This window comes from Acinetobacter sp. 1294596, from assembly GCF_000582925.1.
Lineage (GTDB): Bacteria > Pseudomonadota > Gammaproteobacteria > Pseudomonadales > Moraxellaceae > Acinetobacter > Acinetobacter radioresistens.
The window spans coordinates 1-18,710 of sequence record NZ_JFCC01000016.1 but is presented as its reverse complement, the minus strand read 5'-3'; the positions used below and the strand labels follow the sequence as shown (position 1 = coordinate 18,710).

15 protein-coding genes, 4 tRNA genes and 1 rRNA gene are annotated in these 18,710 nt (G+C 43.2%); 16 read left to right on the top strand and 4 right to left on the bottom strand.

The features are described from left to right. Positions 1–248 precede the first annotated feature (248 nt). Both J502_RS07830 and J502_RS07825 read left to right on the top strand, forming a co-directional pair. Complete coding sequence (locus J502_RS07830; protein ID WP_005018507.1) at positions 249–758, top strand: DUF1543 domain-containing protein; 510 nt, start codon at positions 249–251, stop codon at positions 756–758. 255 nt (positions 759–1,013) lie between these two features. After that, positions 1,014–2,009: a DUF2804 domain-containing protein gene (locus J502_RS07825; protein WP_034683729.1), complete on the top strand. Its 996-nt coding sequence runs from the start codon at positions 1,014–1,016 to the stop codon at positions 2,007–2,009. Between the two features lie 74 nt (positions 2,010–2,083). On the opposite strand, the gene J502_RS07820 is transcribed toward J502_RS07825, so the two are convergent. Continuing rightward, positions 2,084–2,962, bottom strand: coding sequence for a metal-dependent hydrolase (locus tag J502_RS07820; RefSeq protein ID WP_034683726.1), 879 nt, complete (start codon positions 2,960–2,962; stop codon positions 2,084–2,086). 126 nt (positions 2,963–3,088) lie between these two features. Here J502_RS07820 and J502_RS07815 point away from each other — a divergent pair, with 126 nt between their 5' ends. Beyond that, complete coding sequence (locus J502_RS07815; RefSeq protein WP_034683723.1) at positions 3,089–4,114, top strand: AraC family transcriptional regulator; 1,026 nt, start codon at positions 3,089–3,091, stop codon at positions 4,112–4,114. A gap of 41 nt (positions 4,115–4,155) precedes the next feature. Here the strand turns inward: J502_RS07815 and J502_RS07810 are convergent, their stop codons facing one another. Beyond that, positions 4,156–5,487 (bottom strand): Na+/H+ antiporter NhaC family protein, encoded by a 1,332-nt coding sequence (locus J502_RS07810; RefSeq protein WP_034683720.1) that lies wholly within the window; start codon positions 5,485–5,487, stop codon positions 4,156–4,158. A 353-nt stretch (positions 5,488–5,840) separates the two neighbouring features. Here J502_RS07810 and trpA point away from each other — a divergent pair, with 353 nt between their 5' ends. Genes trpA through J502_RS07790 form a run of 4 tightly spaced genes read left to right on the top strand, consistent with a single transcriptional unit; the run spans position 5,841 to position 9,815 of the window. After that, positions 5,841–6,644, top strand: a complete 804-nt coding sequence (gene trpA / locus J502_RS07805; RefSeq protein WP_005407043.1) for a tryptophan synthase subunit alpha — start codon at positions 5,841–5,843, stop codon at positions 6,642–6,644. After that, positions 6,641–7,537 carry an acetyl-CoA carboxylase, carboxyltransferase subunit beta gene (accD, locus tag J502_RS07800; protein WP_005018522.1) on the top strand — a complete coding sequence of 299 codons (897 nt, stop codon included), beginning with the start codon at positions 6,641–6,643 and terminating at the stop codon, positions 7,535–7,537. Before trpA ends, accD begins: the two co-directional genes overlap by 4 nt. After that, positions 7,534–8,817, top strand: a complete 1,284-nt coding sequence (gene folC, locus J502_RS07795; RefSeq protein WP_034683717.1) for a bifunctional tetrahydrofolate synthase/dihydrofolate synthase — start codon at positions 7,534–7,536, stop codon at positions 8,815–8,817. The genes accD and folC overlap by 4 nt, the downstream gene beginning before the upstream one ends. Continuing rightward, a complete protein-coding gene (locus tag J502_RS07790; protein ID WP_212750095.1) occupies positions 8,808–9,815 on the top strand; it encodes an SPOR domain-containing protein in 1,008 nt (335 codons plus the stop codon). The genes folC and J502_RS07790 overlap by 10 nt, the downstream gene beginning before the upstream one ends. Positions 9,816–9,823: 8 nt before the next feature. Here J502_RS07790 and J502_RS07785 read toward each other — a convergent pair whose 3' ends face one another. Further along, on the bottom strand, positions 9,824–10,375 hold the full coding sequence (locus J502_RS07785) for a dual specificity protein phosphatase family protein (RefSeq protein ID WP_348908065.1): 552 nt from the start codon (positions 10,373–10,375) through the stop codon (positions 9,824–9,826). Between the two features lie 129 nt (positions 10,376–10,504). Beyond that, the gene (locus J502_RS07780) at positions 10,505–11,146 is read right to left on the bottom strand and encodes a peroxiredoxin (RefSeq protein ID WP_005018543.1); all 642 of its coding nucleotides are present in this window, start codon (positions 11,144–11,146) and stop codon (positions 10,505–10,507) included. Positions 11,147–11,485: 339 nt separating this feature from the next. Between J502_RS07780 and secA the strand changes: the two genes are divergently transcribed. The 9 genes from secA to J502_RS07735 all read left to right on the top strand — a co-directional run. Then, positions 11,486–14,215, top strand: a complete 2,730-nt coding sequence (secA, locus tag J502_RS07775; RefSeq protein ID WP_034683712.1) for a preprotein translocase subunit SecA — start codon at positions 11,486–11,488, stop codon at positions 14,213–14,215. A 135-nt stretch (positions 14,216–14,350) separates the two neighbouring features. Continuing rightward, positions 14,351–14,710, top strand: coding sequence for a hypothetical protein (locus J502_RS07770; RefSeq protein ID WP_034683756.1), 360 nt, complete (start codon positions 14,351–14,353; stop codon positions 14,708–14,710). A gap of 164 nt (positions 14,711–14,874) precedes the next feature. Further along, positions 14,875–16,095: a bifunctional glutamate N-acetyltransferase/amino-acid acetyltransferase ArgJ gene (gene argJ / locus J502_RS07765; protein ID WP_034683709.1), complete on the top strand. Its 1,221-nt coding sequence runs from the start codon at positions 14,875–14,877 to the stop codon at positions 16,093–16,095. Between the two features lie 140 nt (positions 16,096–16,235). After that, a complete protein-coding gene (nadA, locus tag J502_RS07760) occupies positions 16,236–17,300 on the top strand; it encodes a quinolinate synthase NadA (protein WP_034683707.1) in 1,065 nt (354 codons plus the stop codon). Positions 17,301–17,453: 153 nt separating this feature from the next. Beyond that, positions 17,454–17,530: transfer RNA gene (locus J502_RS07755), tRNA-Pro, on the top strand. Between the two features lie 45 nt (positions 17,531–17,575). Next, positions 17,576–17,652, top strand: a tRNA-Arg gene (locus tag J502_RS07750). Between the two features lie 36 nt (positions 17,653–17,688). Further along, positions 17,689–17,764, top strand: a tRNA-His gene (locus J502_RS07745). 4 nt (positions 17,765–17,768) lie between these two features. Further along, positions 17,769–17,845, top strand: a tRNA-Pro gene (locus J502_RS07740). A gap of 624 nt (positions 17,846–18,469) precedes the next feature. Continuing rightward, positions 18,470–18,710, top strand: a 16S ribosomal RNA gene (locus tag J502_RS07735); the annotation flags it as partial.

Sequence of the window (18,710 nt, the reverse complement as noted above, 5' to 3'; positions counted from 1 at the left end):
ACACCTAAAATAGCTCGTGCTGGATTAAACTCCAGCACGATTTTTTTATTTATCAGATCAATTGATGCTTTTATCAATTTTAGAATATTAAAAATATTTATAAGTAGAGTGGCTATTAATATAACTTGGTATTTCAATGATTGATTGCTAAAAATATAAGATCTTTTTCTGGTTAGCCCGATTTTATCAAGACAGAATAAAATTATGGCCAATACAGCTCATCTATAGATATTTTGACAGGAGTATCAATGCCTAGTCTATTTATTGTTATGCTTGGCGGACGACATGCACGTGCCAATACTGAAGTACATGATGTGGTACTGGCAGTCGGGGATACACTTGAAGAAGTTTACCCTCAACTCAAGCAGTCGTGGTTTGGAGAACAGAAAGGCCTGCACATAGATGCATGGGCTAAAATCAATGGTATAACGTTTGAAGAAAAGAATTATCAGATCCATTTTACCCAAGCTCAGCCTCAGGCTTCTGAACAGAAACTCTATTTAATTAACCTTGGCGGTTACGATGCGCAGGAATTTGGGGAACTGCATCGTTATGTACTGGTCGTAGCACAGAACCATATGATAGCCAAACAGCGGGGGAAGCAGTATTTTGCCAGCCATTGGAAAAAACAGCATACAGACCGCGTATTAGATATTGATGACTGTATTGCCATTGATCAGGTTTATGGCCGTTACATACAATTAATAGAAGGTAATTTTTTTGGTAATTGTTGGGAAAATACCTATCTAACCATTTAATCAAAAAATTGGTAAAAGAAGTTCTGGATATTTTCTGGAAAAGCATAATTGACTGTTAAACCCAACTGTTTAATACTTGAACAGTGTTTTTTCTATATTGTTTTGAAGTTTATGGAAGAGCCTCCTTAAGCTGTTTAAATGAGCAAAAAAAATAAAGGGAAATATAGAGAGTAAAATGATCTTAGTAGGCAGATTATAATTTTTAAAAGCTTGAATAAGCTGATATAGCTTAGGTTTGGGAGCAGGGGAAATAAAATGGATTTGATTCAGGCAAATGGACAGCCGCGTTATGGGCGATTTTCTCAATTGCCGAGTAGTATCAGCCTTGATCAGTACGAGTACAAAACACCTTATGGGGAGGTCCTTCAAGGCTGGCGTAAAAAGCTAAAATATAAAAAGTTTAAATTCTGTAGTATTCAGCATGAACATTATTCAATTGGTCTGGCAATTGTTGATATTGGCTGGGCCGGCCATGCTTTTTTCTATATTTATGATCATGCAAATGAGCAGGTGCAGCAGTGGAATGCAATTCAGCCTTTTGGCTATAGAACCCATCTGGATGAACAACCACTTTACAATCAGAGTCATTTCTACAAATCACCCTTTGCAATTGAAATCCAGCATGCCAATGGGGTGCGTTATATCCGTATAACCAGACATGGCGAAATTAAATTAAGTGCACGAATGTTTTGTGCCGGTACCCAGCCCTTGAGTTTGTGTAGTCCAAATGGAATTAATGGGTGGACTTATACCCAGAAACTGACCACCTTGGCCGTAGAAGGTTATTTTGTTAATAAACAGAAACAGACCATTCAGTTTAATGAAACCAGTTTTGCTTCACTAGATGACACCTGTGGTTTTCTAAGACCGGAAACTGCCTGGTACTGGCTGTCATGTAATTTCTGGGATGCTAAAAAACGGCGGATTGGATTGAATCTGGCCTCTGGGGTGAATGAAAGCTTTGGTAATGAAAACTCGCTCTGGATTAATGGTGAGCTTTTTGCTTTAAGTGATGTATTATTTGAACCGATTGATGACAAAAGCTGGAGTATCCGCGCATTAGATCAGCGTTTAAATCTGGTGGTCCAGACCAGCTGGCGTCGCTATGAAAGTATTAATTTACGAATGGTAGGAAGCCAGTTTAGCCAATGGCAGGCAAAAATAAGTGGAACAATTCGGACTGAAGAGAATGAAACTATAGAACTTCTATTTGAACATGGCTTATTAGAACAGCACTATGCAAAATGGTAATGTTCGCTTATTTATAGTGACTCAAAAATGAAAAGGCCAAGATGACTCAGCCTTTCCATTTTTTATATATAGCTTCAGTCTTGCGCTGCCTGCCAGAAAGCCTCTCCTGCCAGAACCGGATCACCCGTTTCTTCTAGTGTTTTTACCCATACATCATATTGCGTAATAATAGGATGCTGACTGGGATGAAAGTCTTTTTTAAACCAGTCCCGGTACTGTTTGCCCATACGTGTTAATGTACCGTGACGGCCAAAAAACCAGGGTAAACCCCGAACATTCATCTGCAAGCGTTGCCAGGCAGAAAAGCCGTCATGCCTTAACATGACGTTGGCACGATAAAGAGTAAAACCAAACATCAGGCCAGTAGTCCACGCTAAAGTAAATTTACGGGTCATTTCTGGCACATTGGCGATATCATGCATGACATCAAATGCAACATCACGATGTTCCATTTCTTCAATAGCATGCCAGGCAAACAGAGCACGGACATAGGGATGTGCATCTTTTAAAGTTGATTTGTATGCAAAAAAAGTCTCGGCCATTAACGCGGTGAGATGCTCGGCAGCAGCAGTCATGGCAATATTATATTCAGGAGAACGCTGCTCGAGTTCAAATTTGAAAATTCTGGTTAAACGCTGAATAAACTGGTCTACGGGCATACCTTGTGCTTTCATGAGCTGGTTCATCTGATCATGGGCAATTCCATGCTGTGCTTCCTGACGGATAAAATCAGCCACCCGGTTCTTCAGCTCAGGGTCAGTAATCTGATCACGGAACAGGCGTACACTCTGAATAAAATAACGCTCACCATCAGGAAAGGTCAGACTTAATGCATCAAACATACGGGTAATAAACGGATCACCGCCAAACCAGAAACGTGGTATTTCATTCAGTTTGAAATTCAGGTGAGAGCGCACCACCGGACGGGCTTGATACTGGACTACTGCATTCATATTATTTTACTTCATATAGCCATTTATACTGTTCAGTATGTCGGGCTTTATCGCTTTTGTTTTGACAGTTCTTGCCAATTTTTATACTTTTTACGACAGCAGGACAGTTAACGGATTAAGCTGCACATGTCAGTATTCAAAATATCAAATGGTTATTTCCATTTATGGAAAACCTGCTTGCAGAGCAAAAACCTGAACTGGCGCCAGTTGGACTTATCTGCTGAACAGCAGCAACAGCTTGAGCATATTTTAAGTCTGCCGATTGATACTCAGTCAGACATGCAGTTTTTTCTTGATTTGATTGAGGTAAGCCGGCAACAGTGGTCGCTTCCGAATCTGGTGCTCGATATGGCCTACTGTATTAGCCCGGCAAATTTCGGTGTACTAGGCTATATGGCTTCCAATAGCGCTACCTTGGCACAGGCAATTCAATACGTGATGCGGTTTCATCGTTTAGTGATTGACAGTGAGCAGGTATTACCTCTGCATATTACCGAATATAAAAATAAAATCCGCCTCTATTGGCCTTTGGTTGATGAGCAGATGACGGTATTATGCGAACTGACTCTGGCTGCAATGGTACATTTGGCCCGTCAGATCATCCCTGAACAGCAGCTTTTTTTACAGGCTGTGGAGTTTGTCCATTTTCCAAAAGTTTCCTTACTGAATTACCAGAAGTTTTTTCAGTGTACGCTAAAGTTTCAGCAGCCTTATTATGCTATTACTTTTGCACGGGAAAGTTTAAATAGCCGGCCATATCAGGCAGATTCTACCCTTATACAGTTGCTGGTCAGGCAGGCAGAAGAAGCACTAGCCTCTAAAGCGACAGCGCAGGATCTTACCCAGCAAATTCACTGGATTGTAGGTGAATATCTGAAACAGCAGCAACGGGCACCTTTACTGGAGTGGATTGCAGACGAGTTGCATCTGTCTGTGCGAAGTCTGCAGCGTGCCTTAAAAAAGCAGGATACTTCCTTTAAGGAAATTGTAGATCTGCAGACGATGAAGCGCTGTGAGCTATTACTGGTACAAAATGAAAGTCTAAACCGGATTGCTGAGCAACTGGGCTATTCAGACCAGTCAGCATTAGCACGCGCCTATAAACGGGTGAGAGGCTCTACACTGCTGGCATTCCGTAGAGCACAGCAATGAGGCCATCTATATAATAATAACTGTTTACAATATAGGCTGATTCAGATTGTTTTCAGGCGTGGATAACGGAACAGGATGGACAGGATGGCAAAAATTGCCAAGACCCAGCAGTAATAAATATGGCCAAGCAACTCAACAGGCGACAGTTTGGCAATGGAGCAGGCCAATAACAATTGAGCTCCATAAGGAATCAGACCCTGAACAACACAAGAAAAAATATCCATTAGAGCAGCCACACGTTTTGGATCAAGTCCATATTCTTTGCTGACTTCACGTGCCATGTCACCTGAAAGGATAATTGCTACGGTATTATTTGCCACAAACAGATTGGAGAAAACTACCAGAAAACTGACCCCCAGTTCACCGGCCCGTTCACGGCTAACCCTGAATAGACGCGTAACGCTATAGATCCGCTCAATCAGCCACTGCAGTCCGCCTTCCTTTTGCATGATGGCAGACAAACCCCCTAAAAACATAGACAGCAAGGCAACTTCAAACATGCCGACAAAACCGTCATATATGGCAGTGTTTAGCTTCAATAGATTAAATTCAGGCTGTACAAACAAACCGATAAGACCTGAAAGCAAAATTCCTGTACCTAAAGTAACCAAAACATGCAAACGGCTGAAAGCCAGCAAGAAAACAGCCAGATACGGTAAAATGAGCCATAAATTATAAGAAGTATACTCAATGGTCTGGGAGTCATGCGTGGTTAGAATATAGATCATCAAAGTAATTACCGAAGCGGGGACGGCAATCCAGACATTCACCCGGAACTTATCGCGCAATTCAACATTCTGACTACGGGTAGCGGCAATCGTAGTATCTGAAATCATTGAAAGGTTATCACCGAACATTGCGCCACCTACCACTGCACCAATGGCGTAAACCACTTCAATATCGGTAACTTGGGCAAATCCAAAAGCAATTGGTGCACAGGCTGCGATTGTTCCCATTGAGGTACCCATCGCCGTAGCGATAAAAGCTGAAATAATAAACAGCATGGGTAAAACAAAAGAAGGCGGAATAATAGAAAGTCCGAGCTGTACGGTTGCATCTACGCTGCCAATAGTACTGGAAACACTGGCAAAAGCGCCTGCAAACATAAACACCATGAACATGAGAATCAGGTTCGGATGACTGGCACCTTTTAGAAATTCTTCAATAGCTTCATTAATCTGGCCGCGATAGATCAGCAATGCAAGAATAATCGCTGGGAGGGCTGCAACAGGAGCTTTAACTTGATAAAAGGCAAATTCGGTTCCGATAATTGAATGGTAAATACCACTGCCTAAAAAGATGGCCAAAAATACAATAAGCGGAAGCAGTGCAAGCACGCGAGCCTGCACCTTGCTAGAAAGGTCGGAGGTCATAAAGTATAAGAGAGAATAAGAAAACCCTTATAGTATAAGGCAGGTTTCAATATTTCAGTAAATTTAAACAACCGTGCAGGAAAACTGCAAAATATAAAAAATAAAGGCTGTAAAAATTAGGTCTAACTCATTTAAGTTCATTTCAGACAGCCCAAAAATAGGAAGCTTTGATCATTGAGAAAAAAACGAAAATATTGATAAATGTAGACCTCGGGTTGTTCTGGAATAGATCGCCACAATGCGCTGCTTGCTTGCTCTATCTATTGAGTAAAAAATAGCGTTACAATGCAGCGTCTTGTATTTCTACAAAACCAAATTCTCAGTTTTCAATGATTCAAGGAATGCACAACCCTATGTCACGTTTAGCCACCCGTTTTGAGCAGCTTAAATCACAACAGCGTAAAGCTTTGGTTTCTTATGTGATGGCTGGTGATCCAGTACCGCATGTAACAGTCCCGCTGTTACATCGCATGGTGGAAGCAGGGGTAGACGTAATTGAACTCGGGTTGCCATTTTCAGATCCAATGGCAGATGGTCCAGTCATTGCTTTGGCTGCAGAGCGGGCACTGGCAGGCGGAACCAATACGCTAGATGCACTGAATATGGTAAAAGAATTCCGTGAGACAGATCAGGAAACACCGGTCGTACTTATGGGTTATCTGAATCCGGTCGAAGTAATTGGCTATGAGCAGTTTGTTTCAACAGCCAAAGCTTGTGGTGTAGATGGCATATTGCTAGTCGACTTGCCGCCTGAAGAATCTGATCGTCTGGTGACGATCCTGAAACAGCATGAGATGGATCAGATCTTCCTGCTTGCTCCGACCTCAACCGACCAGCGTATTCAGCACGTAGTAAAACAGGCTAGTGGCTTTATTTACTATGTGTCGCTCAAAGGTGTAACTGGAGCTGCCAGTCTGGATGTCACTGCAGCTGCAGAACGTATCGAAAAAATCAAAAAAGCCACTGATGTTCCAGTCGGAGTAGGCTTTGGAATTAGCGATGCGGCTTCTGCAAAAGCAATGGGCAGTGTGGCAGATGCAGTAATTGTGGGAAGCGCTTTTGTAAAAACTTTTGCAACTTTGGCCCCAGAACAAGCCGTTGAGCAAACGGTCAATAAAGTCAAGGAGCTTCGAGCAGCGCTCGATGAATTAGTATGAATCAAGAAGTGAAACCAGGGAAAATCCTTAGTACACCAACACCATGGACGGAACGTTCAGTTCCGGGTATTGAGGTACCTGACGAACAGCAGGCTTTAAAAGCCACCTTTACCGAGCCAACTATTGAGTGCCCGGAATGTCATGCCCTGGTTACACGTACGGCTATGTCTTTTAATGCCTATGTTTGTCCACAATGTGATGAACATTTGCGTATGAAGGCCCGCGAACGCCTGACTTGGTTCCTGGATCAGGTCACAGCTGAACTTGGCCAGGAATTTACTGCTAAAGATCCATTACATTTCGTCGACAGTCGTCCTTATCCGGAGCGTATGCGTGAAGCACAGGATAAGACCGGTGAAAGTGAAGCTTTGATTGTCATGCAAGGTACACTTAAAAATCTTCCGCTGGTGGCTTGTGCCTTTGAGTTTGATTTTATGGGCGGTTCCATGGGTACGGTTGTGGGCGACCGCTTTGTGCAGGCCGCCGAGCGAGCAATCGCACAACGTCAGCCGCTGATCTGTTTTGCAGCTTCAGGTGGTGCTCGTATGCAAGAAGGGATGTTGTCTCTTATGCAGATGGCTCGTACTTCTGCAGCGATCCAGCGACTTAAGGATGCAGGTTTACCTTATGTGGTGGTCTTGACTCATCCGGTATATGGTGGTGTTACTGCATCTCTAGCTATGCTGGGCGATGTACATATTGCTGAGCCTAAAGCCATGATTGGTTTTGCCGGTAAACGCGTTATTGAGCAAACTGTTCGAGAAAAGCTTGAAGAGCCGTTCCAGCGTGCTGAATACCTGCTTGATCATGGTGTAGTCGATCAGATTGTCCACCGTCATGCATTACGTGATACTGTATATCGCATTGTAGCTAAACTGATGAACTTGCCTTGAACAATGCTCCACATGCAACCGATACATTAAACACATGGCTCGATTATTGGAGCCATGTTCACGTTACAGGGATTGATTTAGGTCTTGAACGGGTCATCCCTGTTGCTGAAAAACTGGAAGTCACCCAACCTGTTGCCAAGATATTTACTGTCGCTGGTACCAATGGCAAGGGATCAACCACCACCACTCTGGCCGCAATTCTCAACGCGCAGGGTTATAAGGTGGGTTTATATCAATCTCCTCATATTTACCGTTTTAATGAACGGGTCAAACTGGCTGGTCAGGAAGTTGATGACCAGCCCCTGATCAATGCGTTTGTAGCTGTAGATCAGGCCCGCCGTGAATGTGGACTGAGCCTGTCTTTTTTTGAAGCCACTACACTGGCCGCTTTTGTAATCTTTAAGCAGCAGCAATGTGATGTCTGGGTACTAGAAGTCGGGTTAGGTGGACGCCTCGATGTGGTTAATGTGGTTGATCCGGATATTGCTGTCATTACCAATATTGGACTCGATCATACTGACTGGTTAGGTGATACTATTGAAAAAATTGCCTATGAAAAGGCCGGGATTATCCGTCCTGGAATTCCTGTAGTATTTGGTGGTTTACAAACTCTGCCTCAAGCCATCCAGACAAAAGCCGAAAGTTCACAGGCAACGCTATATACCGCTAATCGGGATTATTTCTTTAAATATAGTGAAGATGGACAGTACTGGTTTTTTGCTTCATCGGGCCTGACCGTGAAATTGCCAGTCGGCTCACTGGCACTGGAAAATATTGCGCTGGCTGTTGCGGCAGTTCTGCTGAGTGGCCTTGATGTTACTCAAACTGCTATTGCTCAGGGCATTCAAAAAGCTCGCCTGTCGGGGCGTTTTGAAATACGTAAATTGCAGGATCGCACTATAATTTTAGATGCAGGACATAATCCTCATGGTGTAGAATTTTTGTTAAAGCAATTGCGAAAATTTCTAGAATACAATAAACAATACACGGAAATTATAACTGTCTTTTCAATGTTGGCAGATAAAGATATTGAAACCGTGGTGGATATACTCAAACCTGCTGTTTTAAGTTGGAATATTGCCCCGTTAACCGTACCGCGTGCAGCTTCTTTGGAGCAGCTTGGCTTTGCATTACAGGAAGAGACAGTTAAACAGTTCAGCAGTGTGCAAGAAGCATTTCACTCGGCAGTGGCCGAAGCTCAACAGCACCAGCTGATTTTGGTTTGCGGTTCGTTTCATACCTTAGAAGCGGTTTGGGAGTATCTGGAAGAATGTCAATGAATAGCAAACAGCGCTGGATGGGAGGCGTTGTTTTATTAGGTGGTGGTGTTTTATTGGCAGCATTACTCTTAAAGGGTAAAGAAGAAATTGACCAAAAACATGTTCAGGTTCCCCCAACTGAACAAGTACAACAACAACGTAAAAATCCTGCTAACCAAGATCTGGTTCAGCTACAACCTTTAGCTGTAGATGTCGAAACTGAAAAGCGTCTGCTTGAGGAGCAACGTCGCGCGCGTGAGAGAGCAGTTGCCGAACAGGAAGCACGTGCTGCAGAATTTTTACAAATGCAACAACAGGCCGAAGCAGAGGCTGCAAGAAAAGCTGCTGAGGAATATGCAACGTTAAATGCCTTGCGTAATGGAAATCAGGAAAGTTCAGATAATATTCCACCTGAACTGGTTGATGAGAAAGCTAAATCAGCAACTAATACACAAAATAAACCCCAGAATACTCTGAACGCACAACAGTCAGAAGCTCAGAAGAAGGAAGCTCAGCGCAAGCAGGAAGCTGAGCGTCAGGTGGTTGAAAAAAAGCGCAGTGAGCTAGAGGCCAAACAAAAGGCTGAGGCAGAACGCAAAGCGGCGGCAGAGAAAAAGGCCCAAGAAGAGCAAAAACGTAAAGCAGCAGAGAAAAAAGCTGCCGAGGAAAAAAACTTAAAAGCTGAAGCTGAAAGGAAAAAATCTCAGGAAGAGGCCAAGAAAAAAGCCGAAGCTGAAAAAGCTCGTAAATTACTGGAGGAAGGAGATGATGACCGGCAGTGGATGGTCCAGGTGGCTCTGGCAGCTAATGAAGCTAATGCAGATGCCATTGTCTCCAAATTACGTGCTAAAGGCTATAAAGTTACCCGTAGCCCAACTTCTAAAGGAATCCGGATTATGGTCGGACCGGCTAAAGACCGGGACACGGCAGATGAAGCCCGTAAAAAAATTGTTAATGATGCCAGCCTGAATATGAAATCTGCTTGGGTTATTGACTGGGTACCACTCGATAAACGCTAATCCTATTATTATTTTTGTTCTGGACTCTGCAGCTGTTGCCGGGTCCATTGAATATTTTCTGTACTAAAAAGTCGCTCTATATTTTTCCAGATAACATGGTAATCATAACCCCCATGCTTCATTTCAAGTAAAGCCTGCTCTGTGCTCCAGTTTTCAAATACAATACGGTACATTGCAATACTGGCACCAGTACGGTCTGAGCCGTGATAGCAATGAATCAGTACCTTCTGTCCAGAGTGTTGAGCTTGCTTTAGATATTGCATGATTCCCAGCAACTGTTCACGGTTCATTGCCCAAGTGCGAATGGGCAGATGTATGACTTGAATATTCTCTCCCTCTAAAATACTGCTATCCCGGTCGTGTGTACGCAGATTAATTACAGTCTTGATATTTTTCTGTTTTAATAAAGGCAATAAACCGGAACTGGGCTGTTCGCTACGGTAGACCCATGAACTGACCCGATAAAAATTATGTGCTGCTGAAAGCTGGTTCCCCCAGTGCTCAGGTCGCTGATGGTCGGGCAGGGCAGGAGCAGTCATGCATCCATTAAGTATCAACATGCTGCTGCATAGACCTGTGAAAATGTATCTGTTTTCTATCATCCTGCTCTTCTTTAAATTAAGTAGCCATTTATAACAAAAAAGCCTATCTGCAAGAGATAGGCCTAAGAGAATATAAACAGATTAAATTTAGTCTTTATCAGGTTGTGGAGTTAAGCGTAGATAAGGTTTAACCGCCTTATAACCCTTTGGAAAACGTTCTTTCAGTTCGGTTTCATCCTGAAGAGATGGAACAATCACAACATCTTCACCTTGTTGCCAGTTTGCTGGAGTGGCGACTTTGTGATTGTCGGTAAGTTGTAATGAATCTACAACGCGCAGGATTTCATTAAAATTACGACCAGTAGATGCAGGATAGGTAATAATCAAACGTACTTTTTTATTCGGATCGATAATGACCAGAGAGCGGACAGTTGTAGTTTCACTGGCATTCGGATGCAGGAAACCATAAAGTTCGGAAACCTTGCGATCCTGATCTGCAATAATCGGAAAATTTACTGTAGTGTTCTGGGTCTCATTAATGTCATTGATCCAGCCTTTATGTGATTCCACATCATCTACAGATAAAGCAATCGCTTTTACTCCGCGGCGTTCAAACTCGTCTTTAAGCTTTGCAGTATAGCCCAGTTCAGTGGTACAGACCGGAGTATAGTCGGCAGGATGTGAAAACAGAATTCCCCAGCTATCTCCAAGAAATTCATAAAAATCAATAATTCCTTCACTAGACTGCTGCTGGAAATTTGGTGCGGTATCGCCTAGGCGTAATGTCATGATTATTGCCTCTAATTCTGATTGGTAAGTATAGTCTTTATATAATATGGAACAGATCTTTAGTATTGAGAACCACTGTTTACATATTTTCTTATGAAAATTTTGTATATGAATATTTTAATTTTCATCAGTAATTCTGATAGAAAACTCTTTTCTGTGCTAGGTGGAACTGTTGTAAGTTTGCTAAATTAGCAGCATTTTCGTGCAGCGATATGAAAGCCATTCAACAATTTTTTTTACAGGTTTTGTGCAAAGCCCTTGTACTTGTAAATTCTGGCATCATAATAACGACTGAGAAAAAATTACCATTTGACAAGCAAGATTTAGAGAGTCTATTACATGTTGGCAAGTCTGATCGGAGGTATCTTCGGTACAAAAAATGAGCGCGAACTCAAGCGGATGCAGAAAATTGTCGAGAAGATCAATGCGCTCGAGCCGACCATATCTATCTTAAATGATGCAGACTTATCTGCAAAAACCCAAGAATTCAAACAACGTTATAATAAGGGTGAAACGTTAGATAATCTTCTGCCAGAGGCTTTTGCTGTCTGTCGTGAAGCTGCAAAGCGTGTAATGGGCATGCGTCATTATGATGTGCAGCTGATCGGTGGTATTACCCTGCATGAAGGCAAGATTGCCGAGATGCGTACCGGTGAGGGTAAGACCCTGATGGGAACACTGGCATGTTATCTTAATGCCATCAGCAGTCAGGGCGTGCATGTTATTACTGTCAATGACTATCTGGCACAGCGTGATGCTGAGTTAAACCGTCCTTTATTCGAGTTTCTCGGCTTGTCGATTGGTGTCATCTATTCGATGCAGAATCCGGTAGAGAAATCTGAAGCTTATAAAGCTGATATTACTTACGGAACCAACAACGAGTTTGGCTTTGACTATCTGCGTGACAACATGGTGTTCTCGCTGCAAGAGAAAAAACAGCGTGGTCTGGTGTATGCCATTATCGATGAAGTTGATTCAATTCTGATTGATGAAGCACGTACACCACTGATTATTTCTGGTCAGAGTGAAGACTCGTCACAGCTTTATGCAGCAATTAATACGATTCCACCAAAACTGCGTCCACAAAAAGAAGAAAAAGTGGCCGATGGCGGCCATTTTTGGATCGATGAAAAACAGCGCTCAGTAGAGATGACTGAAATTGGTTATGAAACGGTAGAGCAGGAACTAATCCAGATGGGCTTGCTGGCAGAAGGTGAAAGCCTTTACTCCGCAGCAAACCTGAACCTGGTACATCATATTACTGCTGCGATCCGTGCACATTACCTGTATCAGCGAAATGTACACTACATCATCAATGATGGTGAAGTAATTATTGTTGATGAGAATACTGGCCGTACGATGCCGGGACGCCGCTGGTCAGAAGGTCTGCATCAGGCAGTAGAAGCTAAAGAAGGCCTGGAGATTCAGCCGGAAAACCAGACACTGGCAACCACGACTTTCCAGAACTATTTCCGTCTGTATCAAAAACTTTCCGGTATGACCGGTACAGCTGATACTGAAGCTGCGGAGATGAAAGAAATTTATGGTCTGGATGTGGTGATTATTCCAACTCACCGCCCAATGATCCGTAAAGATCTCAACGATTTAATCTATCTGAATCGTAATGGTAAATATAATGCCATTATCGGAGAGATCCGAAATATTCGTGAAGCTGGTGTAGCACCAATTCTGATTGGTACCGCTACCATTGAAGCCAGTGAAATTCTGTCTGAGAAATTAACGCAGGCAGGTATTCATCACGAAGTTCTAAACGCTAAGCAGCATGAGCGTGAAGCGGATATCATTGCGCAGGCGGGTTCACCAAATGCTGTTACCATTGCTACCAATATGGCAGGCCGTGGGACAGACATTTTGCTTGGTGGTAACTGGAAAGCCAAACTGGCAAAACTTGAAAACCCGACAGCAGAAGATGAAGTACGGCTCAAAGCAGAGTGGGACCAGTACCATGAAATGGTCTTAAATGCGGGTGGCCTGCATATTATTGGTTCCGAGCGTCACGAATCACGCCGTATTGATAACCAGCTGCGTGGTCGTGCCGGACGTCAGGGTGACCCGGGCGTGTCACGTTTTTATCTGTCACTAGAAGATGATCTGATGCGTATCTTTGCAGGTGACCGTGTAGTGGCAATGATGCGTGCTATGGGATTGCAGGAAGATGAAGCAATCGAGCATAAAATGGTATCGCGCTCTATTGAAAATGCGCAGCGCAAGGTAGAAGCACGTAACTTTGATATTCGTAAAAACCTGCTCAAATATGATGATGTTAACAATGAGCAGCGTAAGATTATTTATTCTCAGCGTGACGATATTCTCGCAGAAAATAGTCTGCAAGATTATATTGAAGAGATGCATCGCGATGTCATGCAGGGACTGATCGGTAATTTTGTACCCCCTGAATCGATTCATGATCAGTGGGATATTGATGGTCTGGAAAATGCATTGCGTACAGATTTAGGAATTGATCTGCCAATTCAGCAATGGCTGGAAGAAGACCGCCGACTGGATGAAGAAGGTCTGGTTGCACGAATTACGGATGAAGTCATTAACCGTTACCGGGCCCGCCGTGAACAGATGGGTGCTGAGTCGGCAGCAATGCTGGAGCGTCATTTCCTGCTTAGTTCACTAGACCGTCACTGGAAAGAACATCTTGCGGCAATGGATTATCTGCGACAAGGTATTCACTTACGTGGTTATGCCCAGAAAAATCCTGAACAGGAATACAAGAAAGAAGCCTTTAACTTATTTGTAAATATGTTGGGTACCATTAAAGCTGACGTGGTAACAGATCTGTCACGTGTACATGTGCCGACTGCTGAAGAGCTGGCAGAAATGGAAGCACAGCAACAGGCACAAGCGGAATCTATGCAGTTAAACTTTGCTCATGATGAAGTAGATGGCCTAACAGGTGAAGTAACTCATGAAGAGACTTCATCTGTACCAGAGCGTTCACGTCCAGCTCAGGGGAATATTACTCCGCCAGCAAGTCGTAATGCTCCTTGTCCGTGTGGTTCAGGCCTGAAGTATAAACAGTGTCATGGTAAAATCTAAACATTAGTACGCTAATCTTAAAGCAGAACTTCGGTTCTGCTTTTTTACAAGGTGTTACATATTATGTATTCGATTGCAGATGCTGCATTTAAATGTTATTTACTTGCTCATGATGAGTTGAAAAACTGGAAAAATATGAAAAAAGTACTCAACCTTTTAGTGGCAGCTACGCTTGCTTTACCTGCTCTAGCCGTTGCTGAAACGGGTCAATCAAGTCAAGCTACCCCTACGCAAGTACAAGCTGCCCAAGGAACAGCTACGGCTCAGACTGAATTAAAAAATGATACCATTACCCTGATCAGTCCTCGTACTGGTATTCGGTATACCATGAAAGCTACTGAACGCCCGATTATTTTGAGAACAGTGGCTATTGCACCAGTAAATAACGTTACAGTGAACCGCATTGTAGCGTCAAATCCTGCATTATCGGCTGCCAGTCAGGAACAGGCCAAACAGTCACTTCTAGGTACAGAAACAGCTCTTGCTTCAAATTAATTTTATGATTCACATATTAAAAGCCGGATTCTATTCGGCTTTTTTATATGTATTTAATAAAGCTTAATATAAAAATCACCAATTCATTTAGAGTCTCTCGATTTTTAGAAAAATTTGCACTAAGCTGTTGTGTTTTCAATAACCATATCACTGGAAATTCAAAAATGACTGTGGGTGACGTATCAATGCCACAAATGCATGTGGTGCAAGGCGTAAAAATTGGTTCAACTGAAGCATATATACGTTATCCGAACCGACGAGATCTGGTTGTTTTTGAATTTGCAGAAGGGTCAAATGTTGCGGGCGTATTTACCCAAAATGCTTTTTGTGCTGCGCCAGTGCATATCTCTAAAGCGCATCTTTTAAAAAGTAATGCCCGTTACCTGGTGATTAATACAGGTAATGCCAATGCCGGTACTGGTAAGCTAGGGATGCAAAATGCGCTAGAGACCTGTAACAAGCTTGCCGAATTAGCTGGTGTTCAGACATCTGAAGTGCTGCCCTTTTCTACAGGCGTCATTGGTGAGCAGCTACCAATGCAGCGTTTACTTACAGGCTTGCAGCCTGCACTCGATAATTTGAAAGCAGATGCCTGGCTGGATGCAGCAAGTGGAATAATGACCACCGATACTACACCTAAAGGTGCATCGGAACAGTTCGAACTTGATGGCATTACCTACAGCATGACTGGTATTTCTAAAGGTGCAGGTATGATTCGGCCCAACATGGCCACTATGCTGGGGTTTATTGCCACTGATATACCTATTAGTTGTGAGCTGGTACAGCATCTGTTGAAAACTACTGTGGAACAGTCCTTCAACCGCATTACTATTGATGGCGATACATCAACCAATGATTCATGTATTTTGGTGGCTACCGGTCAGGCTGGCGGAGCAGAAATTACCAGTCTGGAAGATGAGCGCTATCAAACTGTACTTGAGGTCTTAACCCGCATTATGAAACGGCTGGCCCAACTCATCATTCGTGATGGAGAAGGGGCAACCAAGTTTATGACTGTGGCGGTCGAAGGCGGGGCAGATACCCAAGAATGTTGTGACGTTGCCTATAGTGTCGCTCATTCACCTTTGGTAAAAACGGCTTTCTTCGCATCTGATCCGAACTGGGGACGGATTCTGGCCGCGATTGGCTATGCAGGTGTTAAAAACCTGGATGTAGAAAAAATTCAGGTCTGGCTGGATGATGTCCAGATTTGTAAGGATGGCGGAGCTGCTGCTGACTATACCGAAGAAGCCGGAGCAGAAGTGATGGCACAACAGGAAATTACAATTCGTGTTGATTTAGGCCGTGGCGAGGCGAAAGATACGGTTTATACCTGCGATCTATCTTATGATTATGTCAAGATTAATGCAGATTATCGTTCTTAATATCATGAATAAAAAAAGCCCTCCATGTGGGGGCTTTTTTCTAAAATAAAGGTTTTTATCAACTGTATGTTTAATACGGTTGAGATGATGGATCAAATGCCAGCGAAAAGGCTAGCAGCAAAAACAGAGAAGGCATGGTTATGACTGATGCGACATTAATTGCCAATGAAGCAAAAAATATTGTGCAGGCGCATTTGGACCGTTTAGGGGAACCCAAAAGTACTGCCCTGACTGAACAAGTGAAACAGGAAAAATTTGAACAGATCAGGGCCGAACTGAACAAGCGTGATGCTGTACTGGTTGCACATTACTATTGCGACCCTGAAGTTCAGGAACTGGCTGAACTGACAGGCGGCTGCGTATCCGATTCACTGGAAATGGCACGTTTTGGTCGTGATCATGCTGCTTCTACCTTGGTAGTAGCCGGTGTAAAATTTATGGGTGAGACAGCTAAAATTCTGTCACCAGAAAAAACTGTGCTCATGCCTACACTGGAAGCTACCTGTTCACTGGATCTAGGTTGCCCTGAAGATGCGTTTACGCGGTTTTGCGATGAACACCCTGACCATACTGTTGTGGTATATGCCAATACTTCAGCTGCGGTCAAAGCACGTGCTGACTGGGTAGTGACTTCAAGCTGTGCAGTTGAAATTATTGAGCATCTAGATAGCTTGGGTGAGAAAATCATCTGGGCACCTGATCAGCATCTTGGTCGTTATATCCAGAAGAAAACCGGTGCAAATATGTTGCTCTGGGATGGGGCTTGTATTGTTCATGAAGAGTTTCGCGCACGTGGTATTGCCACCTTGAAAGCTCTCTATCCAGATGCAGCCGTTCTGGTGCATCCTGAATCCCCTGAATCGGTGATTGAGGTGGCTGATGCAGTAGGAAGTACATCACAATTGATTCAGGCAGCAAGGTCTTTGCCACATACCCATCTGATTGTGGCAACAGATCGTGGTATCTTCTATAAAATGCAACAGGCCGTGCCTGACAAGATCCTGCTTGAGGCACCAACAGCAGGTGAAGGGGCAACCTGCCGTTCATGTGCACATTGCCCTTGGATGGCTATGAATGAACTCGATGGAATTTTGCAGGTTTTACAAAAAGCTGACCAGAAAATAGAGGTTGACCTTGCACTTGCACAGCGTGCAAAGTTGCCTTTAGACCGTATGTTAGCCTTTAGTGCCAGCTTAAAGCGTTGAAAATGATTAAAAAATGTCTAAAGTGCCTGATAAATATACATTTGAGGTGTTTTTTAATATTTTTTTAAATATAGGTGTTGACGTGACCATGCGTCACGCCTAGAATGCACACCGTACCGCACAAAGTGCGATACAATAAAAGCTGAGATGAATCGGAGTATGGCGCAGCCTGGTAGCGCATCTGGTTTGGGACCAGAGGGTCGTAGGTTCGAATCCTACTGCTCCGACCAATTTAAATCGGCGAAGTATCGCATGATATTTTTATCATCGGTCATGCGCCTGTAGCTCAGTTGGATAGAGCATCCGCCTTCTAAGCGGATGGTCACAGGTTCGAATCCTGTCAGGCGCGCCATTTGGTAGCTTGGTATTTAGAATCAAAGATGTTATGGTGGATGTAGCTCAGTTGGTAGAGCCCTGGATTGTGATTCCAGTTGTCGCGGGTTCGAATCCCGTCATTCACCCCATACTCGGAGTATGGCGCAGCCTGGTAGCGCATCTGGTTTGGGACCAGAGGGTCGTAGGTTCAAATCCTACTGCTCCGACCATTTAAAGAACCCGCGTCAAGCGGTTTTTTTATGCTTGAAATTTAGAAAAATAAATCATAATCTCTAATCTCTAATCTCTAATCTCTAATCTCTAATCTCTAATCTCTAATCTCTAATCTCTAATCTCTAATCTAAGAATTAATTATGAGTTCCTTAATAATGAGCTGTGTATACTTAAGAAATAGAAAAAAACCGGGTTTTTGCCGGATAAATAACCAGCCGATCACTTTTTTATAAAATACCGCTTGCGTTAGGGAATAAATGGCCTATAATGCACATCCATTGGCGGTGATGAAGATTAAAACTTCTGATAAAACAGCAACTTAGTTAAATATAGTTAAGTCGGGTTTTGTTGGATAGGTTTAAAATAATCTGAATTACCAGTTGACTTTCTAAAAAGAAAGCGTAATATAGCCGACCTAGCTTGCTGCTGACGAAGCAGTAAGAAGATCATTAAGAGAATATGAAGAACAACTTGTGTGGATTTTTACTGATTGATCGATCGAAATAATTTTCATTGATTGAATGGTAGAAATTTCTCGAAGTTTATTTGAGTAAATTTTTAGTCAGAAGATTAATGAGCCAGAATTGGTACCTTGTCTATAAATAAGGTACAAATGATTTTAACTGAAGAGTTTGATCATGGCTCAGATTGAACGCTGGCGGCAGGCTTAACACATGCAAGTCGAGCGGATGAAGGTAGCTTGCTACTGGATTCAGCGGCGGACGGGTGAGTAATGCTTAGGAATCTGCCTATTAGTGGGGGACAACGTTCCGAAAGGAGCGCTAATACCGCATACGTCCTACGGGAGAAAGCAGGGGACCTTCGGGCCTTGCGCTAATAGATGAGCCTAAGTCGGATTAG